At 71.0% G+C, this 16,029-nt stretch carries 14 protein-coding genes and 2 pseudogenes; 11 read left to right on the top strand and 5 right to left on the bottom strand.

The window, feature by feature from the left end:
* Positions 1-328: 328 nt before the first annotated feature.
* The 4 genes from AB0J04_RS28860 (at position 329) to AB0J04_RS28875 (ending at position 3,958) form a co-directional block, all read left to right on the top strand.
* Entirely contained in the window at positions 329-1,324 is a 996-nt protein-coding gene (locus tag AB0J04_RS28860) for an NAD-dependent epimerase/dehydratase family protein (RefSeq protein WP_363171488.1), read from the top strand.
* A 419-nt stretch (positions 1,325-1,743) separates the two neighbouring features.
* Positions 1,744-2,514: a glycosyltransferase family 2 protein gene (locus AB0J04_RS28865; RefSeq protein WP_363171489.1), complete on the top strand. Its 771-nt coding sequence runs from the start codon at positions 1,744-1,746 to the stop codon at positions 2,512-2,514.
* Positions 2,511-3,128, top strand: a complete 618-nt coding sequence (locus AB0J04_RS28870) for a DUF2064 domain-containing protein (RefSeq protein ID WP_363171490.1) — start codon at positions 2,511-2,513, stop codon at positions 3,126-3,128. The genes AB0J04_RS28865 and AB0J04_RS28870 overlap by 4 nt, the downstream gene beginning before the upstream one ends.
* A complete protein-coding gene (locus AB0J04_RS28875; protein WP_363171491.1) occupies positions 3,125-3,958 on the top strand; it encodes a methyltransferase domain-containing protein in 834 nt (277 codons plus the stop codon). Before AB0J04_RS28870 ends, AB0J04_RS28875 begins: the two co-directional genes overlap by 4 nt.
* Before the next feature lie 337 nt (positions 3,959-4,295).
* Here the strand turns inward: AB0J04_RS28875 and AB0J04_RS28880 are convergent, their stop codons facing one another.
* Entirely contained in the window at positions 4,296-5,528 is a 1,233-nt protein-coding gene (locus tag AB0J04_RS28880; protein WP_363171492.1) for a molybdopterin-dependent oxidoreductase, read from the bottom strand.
* A gap of 113 nt (positions 5,529-5,641) precedes the next feature.
* Here AB0J04_RS28880 and AB0J04_RS28885 point away from each other — a divergent pair, with 113 nt between their 5' ends.
* From AB0J04_RS28885 to AB0J04_RS28895, 3 genes are all read left to right on the top strand, one after another.
* Complete coding sequence (locus AB0J04_RS28885; RefSeq protein WP_363171493.1) at positions 5,642-6,988, top strand: hypothetical protein; 1,347 nt, start codon at positions 5,642-5,644, stop codon at positions 6,986-6,988.
* Positions 6,989-7,225: 237 nt separating this feature from the next.
* The gene (locus tag AB0J04_RS28890; protein ID WP_363171494.1) at positions 7,226-7,975 is read left to right on the top strand and encodes a response regulator transcription factor; all 750 of its coding nucleotides are present in this window, start codon (positions 7,226-7,228) and stop codon (positions 7,973-7,975) included.
* A gap of 2 nt (positions 7,976-7,977) precedes the next feature.
* Entirely contained in the window at positions 7,978-9,090 is a 1,113-nt protein-coding gene (locus AB0J04_RS28895) for a HAMP domain-containing sensor histidine kinase (RefSeq protein ID WP_363171495.1), read from the top strand.
* A 1-nt stretch (position 9,091) separates the two neighbouring features.
* Here the strand turns inward: AB0J04_RS28895 and AB0J04_RS28900 are convergent.
* Positions 9,092-9,252 (bottom strand): annotated as a pseudogene (locus AB0J04_RS28900) (IS5/IS1182 family transposase); the annotation flags it as partial.
* 53 nt (positions 9,253-9,305) lie between these two features.
* On the bottom strand, positions 9,306-9,839 hold the full coding sequence (locus AB0J04_RS28905) for a TerD family protein (protein WP_363171496.1): 534 nt from the start codon (positions 9,837-9,839) through the stop codon (positions 9,306-9,308).
* 364 nt (positions 9,840-10,203) lie between these two features.
* Between AB0J04_RS28905 and AB0J04_RS28910 the strand changes: the two genes are divergently transcribed.
* On the top strand, positions 10,204-10,776 hold the full coding sequence (locus AB0J04_RS28910; RefSeq protein ID WP_363171497.1) for a DM13 domain-containing protein: 573 nt from the start codon (positions 10,204-10,206) through the stop codon (positions 10,774-10,776).
* Positions 10,777-10,809: 33 nt separating this feature from the next.
* On the opposite strand, the pseudogene AB0J04_RS28915 reads toward AB0J04_RS28910, so the two are convergent.
* Positions 10,810-11,442, bottom strand: a pseudogene (locus AB0J04_RS28915) (peroxiredoxin-like family protein).
* 60 nt (positions 11,443-11,502) lie between these two features.
* On the opposite strand from AB0J04_RS28915, the gene AB0J04_RS28920 reads away from it, so the two are divergent.
* Positions 11,503-11,994: a TetR/AcrR family transcriptional regulator gene (locus AB0J04_RS28920; RefSeq protein WP_363171520.1), complete on the top strand. Its 492-nt coding sequence runs from the start codon at positions 11,503-11,505 to the stop codon at positions 11,992-11,994.
* A gap of 130 nt (positions 11,995-12,124) precedes the next feature.
* Here the strand turns inward: AB0J04_RS28920 and AB0J04_RS28925 are convergent, their stop codons facing one another.
* Complete coding sequence (locus AB0J04_RS28925) at positions 12,125-13,183, bottom strand: helix-turn-helix domain-containing protein (RefSeq protein ID WP_363171498.1); 1,059 nt, start codon at positions 13,181-13,183, stop codon at positions 12,125-12,127.
* Between the two features lie 246 nt (positions 13,184-13,429).
* On the opposite strand from AB0J04_RS28925, the gene AB0J04_RS28930 reads away from it, so the two are divergent.
* Positions 13,430-13,918: a hypothetical protein gene (locus AB0J04_RS28930; protein ID WP_363171499.1), complete on the top strand. Its 489-nt coding sequence runs from the start codon at positions 13,430-13,432 to the stop codon at positions 13,916-13,918.
* A 75-nt stretch (positions 13,919-13,993) separates the two neighbouring features.
* The gene (locus tag AB0J04_RS28935; RefSeq protein WP_363171500.1) at positions 13,994-16,027 is read left to right on the top strand and encodes a flotillin family protein; all 2,034 of its coding nucleotides are present in this window, start codon (positions 13,994-13,996) and stop codon (positions 16,025-16,027) included.
* Positions 16,028-16,029: the final 2 nt, after the last annotated feature.

Genomic DNA, 16,029 nt, shown 5'->3' on the forward strand with positions numbered 1-16,029 from the left:
TACCGCCTCCATGGCCGCACAACAGAAGAAGCGACCTCAGAAACGATCATCGCCGACCCGCCCTCACCCCCGCAGCGAATTGCGCAGCAGAGTCAGCGCCTACCGGCCGGCCGAGTTCGCCGTGCGGGGCCGGGAGCGGTGACTCGCGCCTTTCACGCTGCGGCGCCTCATCGCAGACGTCATGAGCAGCACGGCGGATGTACCTTCCGACCGAGTTGGCCCCGACGTGATGTGCCATGGGCTGCTGCGTCTGGCGAGGTCTTACGGACCCGTGACGTGATGGGCGCGGTGCTGCCGTGCGGGGTGCTCATGCTCCTAGCGTTCGTGTATGCGAGTACTGGTCACCGGCGGAGCCGGGTTCATCGGATGTCATGTCGTCGCGGCGCTGTCCGCACGGGGGCACGAGGCAGTTGTGTTCGACCTGCGTGACGGCCTGGACGTGCGTGACGCGGAGGCGGTCGCGGCCGCTCTGCCGGGTGTGGACGCCGTGTGCCATCAGGCGGCGATGGTGGGGCTCGGGAAGGGGTTCGGCGACGCGGTCGAGTACGTGTCGCGCAACGACCTCGGTACCGCGGTGCTGCTTTCCGCCATGGCCGAGGCGGGGGTCGGGCGGTTCGTGCTGGCCGGGTCGATGGTCGTGTACGGCGAGGGCTCGTACGGGTGTGAGCGGCACGGGGAGGTACGACCAGGCCCTCGGGCCGTAGCCGATCTGGGCGCAGGGCGTTTCGAGCCCCGGTGCCCGCGGTGCGAGTCGGCTCTGGAGCCGGGGCTGGTCGGCGAGGACGCTCCGGTCGATCCCCGGAACGTGTACGCGACGACCAAGCTGGCCCAGGAGCACCTGGCTTCGGCCTGGGCCCGCTCGACGGGCGGCTCGGCGGTTTCCCTGCGCTACCACAACGTGTACGGGCCGGGCATGCCACGCGACACCCCGTACGCGGGGGTCGCGTCCTTCTTCCGGTCCGCGCTCGCCCGGGGTGAGGCACCGCGTGTCTTCGAGGACGGCGGTCAGCGGCGGGACTTCGTGCACGTACGGGATGTGGCGACGGCCAATGTGGCGGCCCTGGAGGCAGAGTCCCCGGCCGGAGCGCTGGCGGCGTACAACACCGGCAGCGGGGAGCCCCACACGGTCGGCGAGATGGCGCGGGCGCTGGCGTCCGCGTACGGCGGACCTGCGCCCGTGGTGACGGGGGAGTACCGCTTGGGGGACGTACGGCACATCACGGCGGACTCGTCGCGGTTGCGGTCCGAGCTGGGTTGGAAGGCCGAGGTCGGGTTCGAGGAGGGCATGCGGGAGTTCGCGAGAGCGGGGCTGCGCGAGGAGTAGTGCGCGACCGGTCCTGTCGCGGCGGGGCGGGAGGCGGACGGCGCTCGGCCGGCGGACCGGCGGTCGAGCAGCAGCGCGGTCGCCGCAGCGGATACCGGCTGCCATCGCGACGTCTGGGGTCGACACGGTGGGGGCCGGCAAGGTCGTCGCCTGAACTACGGCCGCCGGCTCCGCGGGCATCGCGGTGACCGCGACAGCGACGGCGGATGAGGGAGACGGGCAGCGTTCGCGCGTCAGGTCTCCGTGTCCGGTATCCCGGTGCCCCCGCGTGCGGTACAGCCGGTTGAGCATCGGAGGCGCGTGCCGCTCACGCACGCGACCGGACCCCTGCCGACCGCACTTCGGTGCGCTGCCACCTCCTTCGACGTCCGCGTTTCGTAAGGAGCCGAAGTCCCTTACATACCTTTTGTCTTCGTAGGGTGAAAGCCGTGACGACTTCTCCAGCAACGCAATCGGAAGCGGAGACGACCGCGGCGACTGTCGACGTGGTGCTCCCTTGTCTGAACGAGGCCGAGGCCCTGCCCTGGGTCCTCGCCCGTATCCCGCCCGCATGGCGCGCGCTGGTGGTGGACAACGGATCCACGGACGGCTCGCCGGAACTGGCCCGCGACCTCGGCGCGACCGTCGTGCGTGAGACGCGCCGCGGCTTCGGCGCCGCCTGTCACGCCGGGCTGACCGCGGCCACCGCGGACATCGTGTGCTTCTGCGACTGCGACGCTTCCCTCGACCCGTCCCTGCTCGTGCCCTTCGTGCGCGAGGTGTGCGAAGGTGAGGCCGACCTGGTGCTCGGGCGGCGCCGTCCGCAGGGCCGGGGCGCCTGGCCCGCGCACGCCCGGTTGGGCAACGTGGTGCTGGCGCGGATGCTGCGTCGCCGCACGGGGCTGCGCCTGCACGACCTCGGCCCGCTTCGCGCCGGCCGCCGTGAACAACTGCTCGACCTCGCTCTCACGGACCGCCGCAGCGGCTACCCGCTGCAGATGGTCGTCCGCGCCGCCGACTCCGGCTGGCGTGTCGTCGAGCACGACGTGCCCTACCTGCCGCGCACCGGTGCCTCCAAGGTCACCGGTACCTGGCGCGGAACCTGGCAGGCGGTACGGGACATGAGCAGGGTCCTGGCCGAACCACCGGTGCCCCGGCACGGGGCTGGTGCCGACTCGTTCGCCGTACTTCCAGGAGGAACCGCTCAGTGACCACTCTCCTCGTCATCGCCAAGGAACCGCGGCCAGGACGGGTCAAGACACGGCTCACGCCGCCGTTCACGCCTCGAGAAGCGGCGGCGCTCGCCGAGGCGGCGCTCGTGGACACCCTGCGTACGGTGGCGGCCACACCCGCCCGGCGTCGCGTGCTGGTACTCGACGGCGCTCCGGGCTCCTGGCTGCCGCCCGGCTTCGACGTCGTCCCGCAGTGCGCGGGAGGTCTGGACGAGCGGCTGGCCGCCGCCTTCGCCGGCTGTGACGGACCCGCGCTGCTCATCGGCATGGACACCCCCCAGGTGACGCCCGCACTGCTCACCGTCGACTTCGCCGACTGCGACGCGTATTTCGGGCCGGCTGAGGACGGCGGCTTCTGGGCGCTGGGCCTCGCTCACCCGGATCCCGAGCTGCTGCGGGGGGTGCCGATGTCGACGCCCACGACGGGTGCCGTGCAGCGTGAACGGCTCGCCGCCGCGGGCCTGCGCGTACGCGAGCTGCCCCGCCTGCGAGACGTGGACACCGCCGACGACGCGGAGGCGGTCGCCGCGGCTGCGCCAGGGAGCCGCTTCGCCGCCGAACTGGAGCGTCTCGGGGCGGCTGTCGGCCGATGAGCACCGCACATGAGATCACGTCGCCGAGGGCGATCGCCGTGGATCGCCCGGTGCCTGTCGCGTCCGTCAGCTCCCCGCGCCCTTGGGCTGCCGACCCCTACTCCGAGGCTCTGGTCACCGGCCGGGGTCCGCTCTTCCTCCGCCGCGCCGACGGCTGGCTGCTGCCGCTGGAGGTGGAACGCTGGTGTGCCAGGGCCGACGCGGCGGACCTGAGTGTTCTGGAGCACTGCGAAGGCGCTGTACTCGATGTGGGGTGCGGTCCGGGGCGGCTTGTCGCCGAACTCGCGGCCCGGGGCCGGCCGGCGCTCGGCGTCGACGTGAGCGAAGCCGCCGTCGCCCGCACCGTGCGGCTCGGCGGTCAGGCTCTGCACCGCTCCGTCTTCGAGCCGCTCCCGGCCGAAGGACGCTGGAACACGATCCTCCTCATCGACGGCAACATCGGCATCGGAGGCGACCCGACGGCCCTCCTCCGGAGGATGGCCGAACTCCTCAACCGAAACGGCCTGTTGATCGCCGAGACGGTCCCGGACAGTGAGGTCGACGAACGCGTCACCGTCCACGTCGTGAGCATCACCGCCGGCACGCACGGCATGGCCGGCCCGCCCTTCCCCTGGGCCCGACTCGGCGCACCGGCCCTGCTCCGGCTCGCGACACGCGCCGGCTGGCGCCCGGAGCGTCAGTGGACGACCGGCGGTCGCTCCTTCGTCGCCTTGCGCAACCGCAGTGACCGCACCAGGAGCATCACCGCCGAGCCGCCGAACAGCACCGCGGTGATCAAGAGCCAGCGGGACAGGAATGCGTCGCCAGGCAGGGTGGTGGCGGAGCTGTAGTGGTCCGCCACCTGCCCGCTGATCAGCGGAAACCAGATCAGCAGCAGAAGGCCGGAGAACGCCGCCGGGACGCGCACGAAGACCGTCCACTCCCGGCGGCCGACCACGTCCAGCCCTCGCGCGACGACCCGGTCCGCTCCTGCGTACAGGGGCGACAGCACGAGGTCGTGGACCAGCGCCGCGCCCACGAACCAGAGCACGACAGAGGGCCAGTCGTCCGCGAGCAGTCGCACACCCGCATACCCTGCCAGTGCGAACGAACAGGCGAGAAGCAGGAGTTGAAGCGGGCTGCCCACTCGCGGGCGCACTACGAGCCGTCGTGTCACACGTCGTCGCATCACAGTTCTCCGAACGTCATCCGTGCCACCCACTTGGTGTTGAGCACGCCGGGCGCCGCAGGAACGATGATCCGCGCCGGGTAGCCGTGGTCCGCGGTGAGGGGCTCGCCGTTGACGAACAGGGCGAGCAGGGAACGAGGGTCGCGCACCTGGTTGTCGCGCAGGGCGGCCCGGCGGAACGCCCCGTGCCGCTGGAGCGACTCCACCAGTACGTCGGGCGCCGCGCCGCTCTCGAACCCGACGAGCGCCGCCAGATCCCGCAGGCGTACGCCCCGCCACCACTGGTCGGAGGTCGACCAGCCTTCCACGCACGCGATGGGCAACGCTGCGCTGTACAAGGGAAGTTGCAGCAGCTCTGCCCGGCTCAGCCGGACCGTCCGCCCCCGCCCCTCGATGACCAGCCGCCACGCCTCGTCAGTCGTCTCGGTCATGCTGATCCCGCGCGACGCGGCCGTCTTGTTGATCTGGAAACCGCCGGGTCCCGAACCCGGTTCAGGGCCGCCGTGCGGCGCGAGCAGAGCCGTTGCCCGCAGCGGTCCGTCGAAGTTCCGGCCCGCCGTCGTGACCAGCAGGAGCAGAGAGCCGCCGCCGACGAAGGCGAGCGCGCCGCGGCGCGAGACGGTGGGCGGGGCGGGGTTCGGGGAGACGAGCTCGCTCTCCTCGTCGCGAAGGTGGCGCAGATTGCGCAGCGCGGCCGGCACCCGCAGCACCGCGTGCGTCACGAACGCCGCGAAGAACACCCAGGCCCCGTAGAAGTGCAGCGGATAGAAGGAGCCGGGGAAGAGGTAGTCGAGCTGGACGTTGAGCACGCCCGTGGTGAACTCGAACAGTGCGCCCCCGACCAGCAGGAGCAGTGAGATCCGCTCCAGCGCATGCGCGAGGGATCGCACGGGCGGCAGGGTGAACAGCCTCGGCAGGACCGACCACAGCTTTGCCAGCAGTACGGGGATCAGCGCGATGCCCAGGGTGACGTGGACGCCTTGGGTCAGCCGGTAGAGCCAGGGCGGGTCGGTCGGCCAGGCGAAGAGGTAGAAGCCGAGCAGGCCCTTGTCCGGGGTCATGTCGTTCACCGGCGACAGGCCGGGGTTGTAGGCCGCGTACGACACAAGGCCCGTGGTGAAGAGCACCGTGATCCCGCCGAGCAGCACGATACCGAGCACGGAGGTGAACCAGGGGCTGCGCAGCGGGCTGCGCCAGAAACCGGGAGAGGTGGGGAGTCGATAGTCGCGCATGTCCCGACCGTAGGCCGGGACGGGCCGAGGAAGGGGCCCGCAACACATGACGAAACGCTGACGTCCAGGCTCACCGAAGCCTCATCTGGTCCTCCCCGGCCTAGCGTGCCGGTGTGAACCGCGATCTTCTCCGCGACCTGTCCGCGGCCCTGGCCGCAGCGCTGCTCATCACGACGGCGGCTGTGATCGGCACCGTCCTCGAACACCGTTACGGAAGCCTTCATGTCAGCTGGCCGCCGCTGTACGGCCATTGGGAGCCGCATGTCGGCCCCGGCACCCCCGCAGCGATCACGGTGGCCCTCGTCGTGGTCGTGTACGGGCCGCTCCTCGCCGCCCGGCTGCCCTGGCGCGCGCTGCTGTGCGCTGCCTGGGGCACCGCCATGGCGTGGACGTTCTCGCTCGCCCTGGTCGACGGATGGCAGCGGGGAATCGCCCGGCGGCTCACGACCAGGTACGAGTACCTCCAGGTCATCGACCCCGTCAACCGCTTCCACGACATCCCGGCCGCCCTGCGGGACTTCACTCACCACATCCTGATCCACTCACCCGACGCCTGGCCCGCGCACGTCGCCGGGCATCCCCCCGCGGCCACCCTCACCTTCGTCCTCCTCGACCGGATCGGGTTGGGCGGCGGGGCCTGGGCGGGCGTCTGGTGCATCACCGCCGGGGCGACAGCGGCGGTGGCGGTCCTCATCACCGTACGAGCGCTGTCCGGGGAGGCGCTCGCCCGCCGCGCCGCGCCCTTCCTGGCCCTGGCCCCGGCCGCCGTGTGGATGGGCACCTCCGCTGACGGCTACTTCGCGGCGGTCGCCGCCTGGGCCGTCGCATTCCTCGCCCTCGCCGTCACGGGACACCGGCCACGTGCGACAGGTCTCGCCTCCGGACTCCTCTTCGGCCTCACCGCGTATCTCTCGTACGGGCTGACCCTGTTCGTGGTGATCGCCGCCGGCGTCCTGCTGCTCGGCTCCCGACGACTGCGCCCACTCCCGTACGTCCTCGCCGGATTCGTCGTCGTCCCGGCCGTCTTCACGATCGCGGGCTTCAACTGGTGGGAGGCGTATCACCTGCTGGTCACCCGCTACTACCAAGGAGCCGGCGGTATCCGTCCTTACGGCTACTGGGTGTGGGCGAACCTCGCGTGCACGGCGCTCGTCGTGGGCCCGGCGACGGTGGCCGGACTGCGACGAGTCGGCGCGTCTCCCGTCCGTCAGGGCGTTCGCACGTGCCTGCGCCGCTGCGCCCCCGAACCCCGCCTCGCCCTGCTCGTCCTCGCCGCTCTGCTCGCGCTCCTCGCAGCCGACCTCTCCGGCATGAGCAAAGCGGAAACAGAACGCATCTGGCTGCCCTTCGCGATGTGGCTTCTCCCCGCCTGCGCGTTCCTGACCCGACCCCGCACCTGGCTCACCGCACAGGCTGCTCTCGCCCTGCTCCTCAACCACCTGCTGCTGACGGGATGGTGATCATGGAGACCCGGCTCGAGCCTCCGCGGAGGAGCGTCACCGGTCACCGCTTCTCCGGACGGATCTTCCGGCCCTCGCCGTCAGCGCCACCCCCTACTGCGCACACGGCACCGCTCTGGTTTGTGCGAGGGGAGGCAGGCAGGGGCTCGCGACGCAAACGGGCGTCAAGGTCTTACGAAACGCGGACGTCGGGGCGGCCCTGCTGCACGGCAATGGAGCCGGTGGGAAGCTGGGGGCATGCAGCAGCCGCACGAATCCCCTGACTCCGGACCTGCTCCCCGTGGGCAGGGAGGTACGACCCGCGTCCTCGTCGTGGACGACGACCCCACCGTCTCCGAGGTCGTCTCCGGCTATCTGGACCGCGCCGGGTACCAGGTGGACGTAGCCGGGGACGGGCACTCCGCGCTCACGCGGGCCGCCGCGCACTGGCCGGACCTGGTGGTGCTCGACCTGATGCTGCCCGGCATGGACGGCCTGGAAGTGTGCCGCCGGATACGTGCCCGCGGGCCCGTGCCGGTCATCATGCTCACCGCCCGAGGCGACGAGGGCGACCGGATCCTGGGCCTGGAAGTGGGTGCCGACGACTACGTAACGAAGCCCTTCAGCCCCCGTGAGCTGGTCCTGCGGGTCGAGTCGGTACTGCGCCGGACCCGGCCCGCCGTCGAGGCTCACCCCGTGCGCGCGGCAGGTGTCACCGTCGACCCGGCGGCCCGCCGCGCCACCAAGAACGGCGCCGAGCTCAGCCTCACACTCCGCGAGTTCGACCTCCTCGCCTTCCTCCTGCGCAACCACGGCCGCGCCTACAGCCGCGAAGAGCTGATGCGCGAGGTGTGGGGCTGGGACTTCGGCGACCTGTCCACCGTCACCGTCCACGTCCGCCGGCTGCGGGGCAAGGTGGAGGACGACCCGGCCCGGCCCCGGCTGATCCAGACGGTGTGGGGAGTGGGCTACCGCTTCGATGCCACGCCCTGCGAGGAGGCGGTCTGACCATGCGCGACACCCTCCTCATCGCCCTCTTCGCCTTCCTCGGCGCCGCCCTGGCCGGGCTGCTAGGGGCGGGTGTGCTGTGGCTGATCCGGCGCCGCTCGCTGACCGCGTCCCTCGCCGTGGTCGCCGCCGTGGCCGTGACCGCCATGCTCGCGGGGACGCTGGCCGTGGCGTGGGCGATGTTCCTGTCCTCGCACGACCTGACCGTCGTCACCATGGTTGTCGCGATGGCGGCGGTCGTCTCCCTGGCCACCGCGCTGCTGCTGGGCCGCTGGGTCGTCGCCCGCAGCCGGGCGCTCACCGCCGCCGCCCGTTCTTTCGGCGACGGCGGCCACTTCTCGGCTCCCAACGGCCCGGTGACCGCCGAACTCGCCGCGCTCAGCGAGGAGTTGGCCGCCACCAGTGCGAAGCTGGCCGAGTCCCGCGATCGCGAGCGCGCCCTGGAGGCATCGAGACGGGAACTGGTCGCGTGGATCTCGCACGACCTGCGCACTCCCCTCGCCGGGCTGCGCGCCATGTCCGAGGCCCTGGAGGACGGCGTGGCCGCCGACCCCCACCGCTACCTTCGCCAGATGCGCACGGAGGTCGAACGCCTCAACGGCATGGTGGGGGACCTTTTCGAGCTCTCCCGCATCCACGCCGGGGCGCTCGCCCTCTCCCCCTCCCGTATGTCGGTGTACGACCTGGTGGGCGACGCCCTCGCGGGAGCGGACGCCCTCGCCCGCGAGCACGGGGTGTGGCTGGTCGGCGACCGCGTCGAGCCGGTGCCGGTCGAGGTGGACGGCAAGGAGATGAGCCGAGTACTGGGCAACCTGCTGGTCAACGCGATCCGCCGGACACCCTCAGACGGTACCGTCGCGGTCACCGCCGAGCGCTTCTCCGACGGAGTCGTCCTGTCCGTCACCGACGGATGCGGCGGCATCCCCGAGGAGGACCTGCCGCGTGTCTTCGACACCGGTTGGCGCGGTACCCATGCCCGTACTCCTCCCGCCGGTGCGGGCCTCGGCCTGGCCATCGTCCGGGGCATCGTGGAGGCCCACCGGGGTCAGGCCGCCGTACGCAACGTCCCCGGCGGCTGCCGCTTCGAAGTGACGCTTCCCCTGGCCGAGGCGTGATCACGCCCATGAGACGGTGCTCGGCGGAGTAGCCGCCTGGGCGGTCGCACTCCGCGAGCGTGCCCTCGAACACAACGCGGTCGGGATCGGTCTTGCCCAGCACCTTGAGCAAGCCCGTGCACGGTCAGCGAGCAGGTTGGTCACCGTGGTGCTGTTGGCGTGGAGGAATGAGGGCACCACCATGACGGTCGTACGCTTCCTGCGCTGCTGCTTGGTCAGGGCTGTGGGGTGCTGCCCATCTCGGCGGCGAAGATCACGGGGTCGCTGTCGAACCCTCGGACCATCTCGTGGAACTCCCACGTTCCGGAGGCGTCCCTGGTGAATTCCGCGACCGTCGCGGCGGTGTAGCCGGAGAGCTGTGCGAAGTCGTCCTTCAGCAGCTCCCTGTACCCCTCGACAACCAGGACTCCGGCGTTCGATATGGCACCGAAGGTTTTGGGGCCGCTGTTCTGGTGGATCGCCACACCGACCACCACCCGTGCGAAGGAGGAAGCGAGGCGATCGAGCTCCAGGGTCATCGCTTCGACGTAGCCGAGGCCCTGGCCGGTCTGACTGTGCCGGCTCATGTTGATGGTGCCGTCCGGTGAGCGGCTGTCGAAGTGGACGATGTACACCGGACTCCCGAAGGGGGCGTCCGCCGAGTAGGTGGCGGCGATGATGTCGAGATGATGGGGTGGCTGACCCCAGGGACTCGGGTCCCATTTGAGCCGTATCTCGGCTTTCCCGACGCCGTGGCTGTCGCTGCTCACCGATTTGCTGCCTCTCTCATTTCAAGCCACCTCGCGATGGCACTTGCATGAGCAAGTATGGCTCTCGGCCATCCTGCTGAAGCCATGCGCGGCAGCTCGCGATCGGGCTCGCCCTGCTGTGGACGGTGGAGGCGTTTGGAGGATCCCTCCAGAGCGTCGCGGACGATTTCTGCGGTAGTAGCGTTCGACGAGGAGGTGGGACGCCTCCCGCTCCCGCCCCCCTGGCCGACGGCGCGACGGCGCGACGGCGCGACGGCGCGACGGCGCGACGTAAGGATTCCGTCATCAGCCGCGGGGTGGGGGACGGCCGCCCGTGCCCGTTGAATGGGAGCGCAACAGGAAAATCTCAAGGAGGCGAGCGGGGATGGGGCGCGTGCGGAAGGCAGTGACCGGGCCGTGGGTCATCGCGGTTGTGGTGGTGGCGGTCGGGGCAGTCGGCTTCGGGCTGTACTGGTTCCAGCCCTGGAAGCTGTGGCAGGACGAGACCGTCCAGGAGGCACTGCCCGGGGTCGTGGAGGTGTCCGCTCCTCCTGCGGCGGCGCCCTCGGAAGAGACCTTCGCGCCGCCCTCCCCGGCTACCGGTCCGCAGGTGCTGGCCAGTGGTGAGCTGATCAGCCACGAGCATGCGACCTCGGGCGCGGTGAAGCTCGTACGGCTGGCTGACGGCTCCCATGTCGTCCGGCTGGAGAACCTCGACACCAGCAACGGACCGGACTTGCGCGTCTGGCTGACCGACGCGCAGGTGAAGCCGGGGGAGGCGGGGTGGCATGTCTTCGACGACGGGAAGTACGTCAGCCTCGGCAAGCTGAAGGGCAACAAGGGAAGCCAGAACTACGCCCTGCCCAGGGACGTGGATCCGTCGAACTACCGCAGCGTGAGCATCTGGTGCGACCGTTTCGACGTGTCGTTCGGCGCCGCCGAACTCGCCCGAGTCTGACAGCGGTGCGGCCATTTCTCGCCACGTCGGTACTCAGCCCAGGGCATCGAGGGCGGCCAGGACATCGGCGGGTTCGGCGCGCTTGGTGTAGTCCGTGTCGACGAGGGCCCAGCGGATGACGCCCTCGCGGTCGATGACGTAGGTGGCGGGCAGCGGCAGGGTGCGCGGGTGTCCGCCGTTGACGCGCTGGAGGTCGGAGCCGAGCTTGGCGTAGACGGTTGCGACGTCGTCGGGGAGGTCGAAGGCGAGGCCGTACTGCTTGGCGGTGTCGGAGCCGACGTCGCTGAGGACGCTGAAGGCGAGCTGGTGCTTCTCCGCCAGGGAAAGGGACTCGTCGGGGACCTGCGGGGAGACCGCGACGAGGCGTGCGCCGCGTGCGGTGATCTCGTCGTGGTGCTGCTGGAGGGCGCGCGCAGGGCGATGTTGCAGTACGGGCACCAGGCGCCCCGGTAGAACGTCAGGACGACGGGGCCGGTCTTGACCAGGTCGGCCAGGCTCACGGGGTTGCCGGTCGCGGACGGCAGGTGGAAGAGAGGGGCCTGTGCGCCGACGGCCAGTGCGCGGTCGGCCTGACCTGAGTCGGCTGGTTCCTGGCCGGCCCCGCTGCATGATCTGCCGTATGTCGGCGGGGATCTGCTGCCGACGGGCTGTGTAGAAGGCGTGCAGCTCGGCGTTGAGGGTCGTCGGAAGGGTTCCTCCTGGGGGCCGGTCAGTGTCCAGGACGTCGTGACGGCGACCGGCCTGAACCGCTCCAGCCTCTACGACACCTTCGGCGGCAGGCAGGAGCTGTACCGCGCCGCACTGCGCCGGTACGTCGAGCAGCGCTCCCGGCCGGCGTTCAGCCGCCTGGCGGGAGACGGCCGCGGCCTGCCCGCCGTCCACGAATTCTTCGCAGCGCTGATCGAGGCCCGTTGCTCCGGCGCGTACGCCCGCTGGGGCTGCATGGTCTCCAACGCTCACGCCGGCGGCGAGAACGGTGACCCCGACATCCGGGTCGTCCTCGAACGGCACCATGGGGAGCTACGGGAGGCGCTGCGCACGGCGCTCGTCGCCGCCGAGGCCAAGGCTCAGCTCAAACCCGGCACCGATCCCGGGGCCGCGGCCGACCTGTTGGCCTTGCTCGCCTACGGAGTGAATCTGCGCTCCCGTGCAGGCGCCGACGCCGGGGAGCTGACGAGGACGGTGACCGGGGCCCTCGACGCGCTGGGGGCCGCGTAGCCGGGCCGTGCGGCATGCCGCGTCGGCGGGGTTGGGGCTCGAGGTGAGTGGACACGGGCGCATCGAGGGCTGGGGGACGGCTGTGGACGTCGTACGCGCTGTCGGCGGCAGGCCGTGGCGGCGGGCGGTGTCAGACGTCTTTGGCCGGCCAGTCCAGAAGCCGGGCGCCGATCACGGCCGTCTGGAGCATGTAGCGGTGGGTCGGGTCGGCGGGGTTGGCGCCGGTGAGTTTGTGGATGCGCTCCAGGCGGTAGGTCAGGGCGCGCACACTGAGGGTGAGGCGGCGTGCGGCCTCGGCGGCCACACAGCCGGAGTCGAAATACGCGGTGAGGGTGTCCAGGAAGGGCTGGGCGCCGCCGCGGGCGCTGGTGAGCGGTCCCAGGGTGTCGGCGACGAGGTCGGCCATGGCTTGGCGGTCGCGGGTGAGGACGGGGTAGACCAGCAGGTCGGCGGCGCGCAGGACGGGGTCGTCGAGGTCGAGGCGCTCGGCGAGTTCCAGGGCGTTGAGAGCTTCCTCGTAGGACTGGACGACGCCCCCGGGGCCGGGTTGGGGCCGGCCGATGGCGACCCGGCCGCCGTGGGTGGCGGCGTGCGCCTGCTTGGCGAAGTAGGCGAGTACCTCGTCCTGGTGGCCGGGGGCGACGCACAGCAGGCGGCCGTCCTTGGTGGTGAGCAGGATGCTGCGGTCGCCGAAGCGGGAGATGAGCGCCCGTTCCACCTGCTGGGGCACCGGGTCGCCCTCGTCGTAGGTGGCGGGGCCCTGCGCGACGGCGACGGCGTGCGCGTGGGACAGGCGCAGGCCGAAGCGTTCGGCGCGCTCGGCGAGGCGGCCGAGGTCGCTGCGGCCGTAGAGGAGGTCGTCGATGAACTCGCGGCGGGCGGCCTCTTCTTGGCGTACGGCGACAAGCTGGGCGCGTTCGTAGCCTTCGGCGAAGGCGTCGATGACCTGCTGCACGGCGGCAAGTGCGTCGTCGGCGGAGCCGGGTGAACCGGGCCAGGCAGTGCGGGCGGTGGTCAGATGCGCGCTGACGAGGGCGCGCAGGCCGTGGCCGGCCTCGGCGGCCTGCTCGCCCAGGGCGCGGCGGGAGGCGATCTCGTCCCGGGTGAGGCGTCGCCCGGTGGCCGACACCTCGGCCAGTATCTCGGCGTAACCGTCCAGATACTGCTCGGGAAGTGCCCGGTCCGTCATGTAGTCCCCCCGGATTCTTGACGCGCCGGTGACGGTTCCTTAGCGGCCACCGGCATGCAGACCCTAATGAACACTGCCGGGAACCGGCAATGCGCGGCCGGGATCGGATCGTGCAGCATGGCTCGTGGGGAGCGCGGCGGACGGTTCCGGTGCCGGACACCGGCAAATGCCCGGCACCGAGCCCGGAACGACCGCGCGCCGTCGGAGACGACAGATGCGCGCCGCGTGCGAGAGGGGGATCAGGAGATGCGGACATTTCTGGTAGCGGCCACGGGCCTGCCCACGATCCTGCTGACCGCCGCGCTCGTCGTGGTCGTCTGCTTCTGGCTCCTGGCCGCCGGCGTCGCCGGCGCCGGCACTTTCGACACGGACGTGGACCTTCGGGCGTGGCGTATGGGCGGGGTGCCCGTGGCGGTCGCCTTCTCCGTGCTGACGGTGCTCGCCTGGTCCTTGAGTGTCGGCGCGACGGTCGTGGTTGCCGTGTTGGCGCCCCTCGGGCTTGTCGCCGGGCTGCTGCGCATGGTCGTGCCCGTGGGAGCTCTCCTGGTCGCCTGGGCCACGACCTGCCTGATCGTGCGGCCGTTGCACCGCCTCTTCCCGGATGAACCCGCGCCGTCCGGGCTGAGCGAGGCTCGCACGGGCGGCGGCACCGGGCTACGAAGTGCCGGGAGCCGCGATCCCCATGGGAGCGCGTCCCGTGTCGCCGTGCACCAGCCGCGGGACCCCACCGCCTGAACCCCGACGCCGCCGGATCTCACCTCCGGCCTTCTTCCTCACGCTCAACTCCCTTACGCCTCAAGGACGTATGCCATGGTTGCCATGCTCGTGGGCATCGGCGTGCTCGTCGCCGTCTGCCTGCTCGTCGTACTCGTCGTCTCCCAGCTGTTCCGCAAGGTGGAGCAGGGCAAGGCGCTGATCGTCTCCAAGCTGCGGAAGGTCGACGTGACCTTCACCGGGCAGGTCGTTCTGCCGGTGCTGCACAAGGCCGAGGTGATGGACATCTCGGTGAAGGCCATCGAGATCACCCGGGCCGGCAAGGACGGGCTGATCTGCCGGGACAACATCCGCGCCGACATCCGGATCTCGTTCTTCGTCAAGGTCAACAAGACGGTGGAGGACGTCGTCAAGGTCGCCCAGGCGGTCGGGACCGCCCGGGCGAGCGACCAGAAGACGCTGCAGGAGCTGTTCCACGCGAAGTTCTCCGAGGCGCTGAAGACCGTCGGCAAGCAGCTGGACTTCACCGACCTGTACACCAAGCGCGAGGAGCTGCGGTACCGGATCATCGAGGTCATCGGCGTCGACCTCAACGGCTACCACCTGGAGGACGCGGCGATCGACTACCTGGAGCAGACACCGCTGACCCAGCTCGACCCGGCCAACGTCCTCGACGCCCAGGGCATCCGCAAGATCACCGAGCTGACGGCCGTGGAGCACGTGCGTACCAACGAGGCCCAGCGCACCGAGGAGAAGGAGATCACCCGGCAGAACGTCGACGCCCGTGAGGCCATCCTGGAGCTGGAGCGCCGGCAGGCGGACGCCGAGATCAAGCAGCGCCGGGAGATCGGCACGGTACGGGCGCGGGAGGAGGCCGAGACCGCGCGGGTGGTGGAGGAGGAGCGGCTGCGGTCCCAGGGCGCGTTCCTGAAGACCGAGGAGCAGCTCGGCATCCAGCGGGAGAACCAGGCCCGTGAGGTCGCCGTCGCGGCGAAGAACCGCGAGCGGGTCATCGCCATCGAGAACGAGCGCATCGAGAAGGACCGGCAGCTCGAGGTCATCGCGCGGGAGCGGGAGACGCAGCTGACGCAGATCGCCGCCTCCAAGGAGGTCGAGGCGGAGAAGCGGGAGATCGCCGAGGTCATCCGCGAGCGGGTGGCGGTGGACCGTACGGTTGCCGAGCAGGAGGAGGCCATCAAGAAGCTGCGGGCCGTGGAGGAGGCCGAGCGCGGTCGGCAGACGGTGATCATCGCCGCCGAGGCCGAGGCACAGGAGAAGCTGGTCAAGGACATCAAGGCCGCCGAGGCCGCCGAGCAGGCTGCCGTTCACCGCGCCGCCGAGGAACTCACTCTGGCCGAGGCCCGGTTGAAGAGCGCCGACCTCGACGCGCAGGCCAAGCTGCGCCTCGCCGAGGGCATCCAGGCTGAGACCGCCGCCGAGGGCCTGGCTGCCGTCCAGGTGCGGGACAAGGAGGCCGAGGTCATCGAGAAGGCCGGCCGCGCTGAGGCGGAGGCGACCCAGGCCAGGCTGCGTGCCGAAGCCGACGGTGCGCGCGCCAAGGCGCTGGCCGAGGCGGAGGGCATCGGCGGGAAGCTGAAGGCCGAGGCCGCCGGTCTCACCGAGAAGGCGGCCGCGATGGCCGCCCTGGACGACGCGTCCCGTGGTCACGAGGAGTACCGGCTGCGCCTGGAGGCCGAGAAGGACATCCGGCTCGCCGGGCTGGACGTGCAGCGCCAGGTCGCCGAGGCACAGGCCACGGTGCTGGCCACCGGGCTGGAGAACGCCGACATCAACATCGTCGGCGGGGACTCGGTCTTCTTCGACCGGCTGGTGTCCTCGATCGCGCTCGGCAAGAGCGTCGACGGTTTCGTCCAGCACTCCGAAACGGCCCAGGCGCTCGCCAAGCCCTGGCTGGAGGGCACCTCCAGCTTCACCGACGACCTCAGCCGCATGCTCGGCTCGGTCTCCACGGCCGACGTGCAGAACCTGACCGTCTCCGCCCTGCTCATGAAGCTCATGAACAACGGCGGTGCGAACGCCGGACAGTTCCGGCAGCTCCTGGACAAAGCCGGTGAGCTGGGCCTCGCCGACACCTCGCTGACCGCTCTCAACGGCAGCGTCAGGGCCTGACC

Source organism: Streptomyces sp. NPDC050263 (assembly GCF_040655955.1).
Taxonomy (GTDB): domain Bacteria; phylum Actinomycetota; class Actinomycetes; order Streptomycetales; family Streptomycetaceae; genus Streptomyces.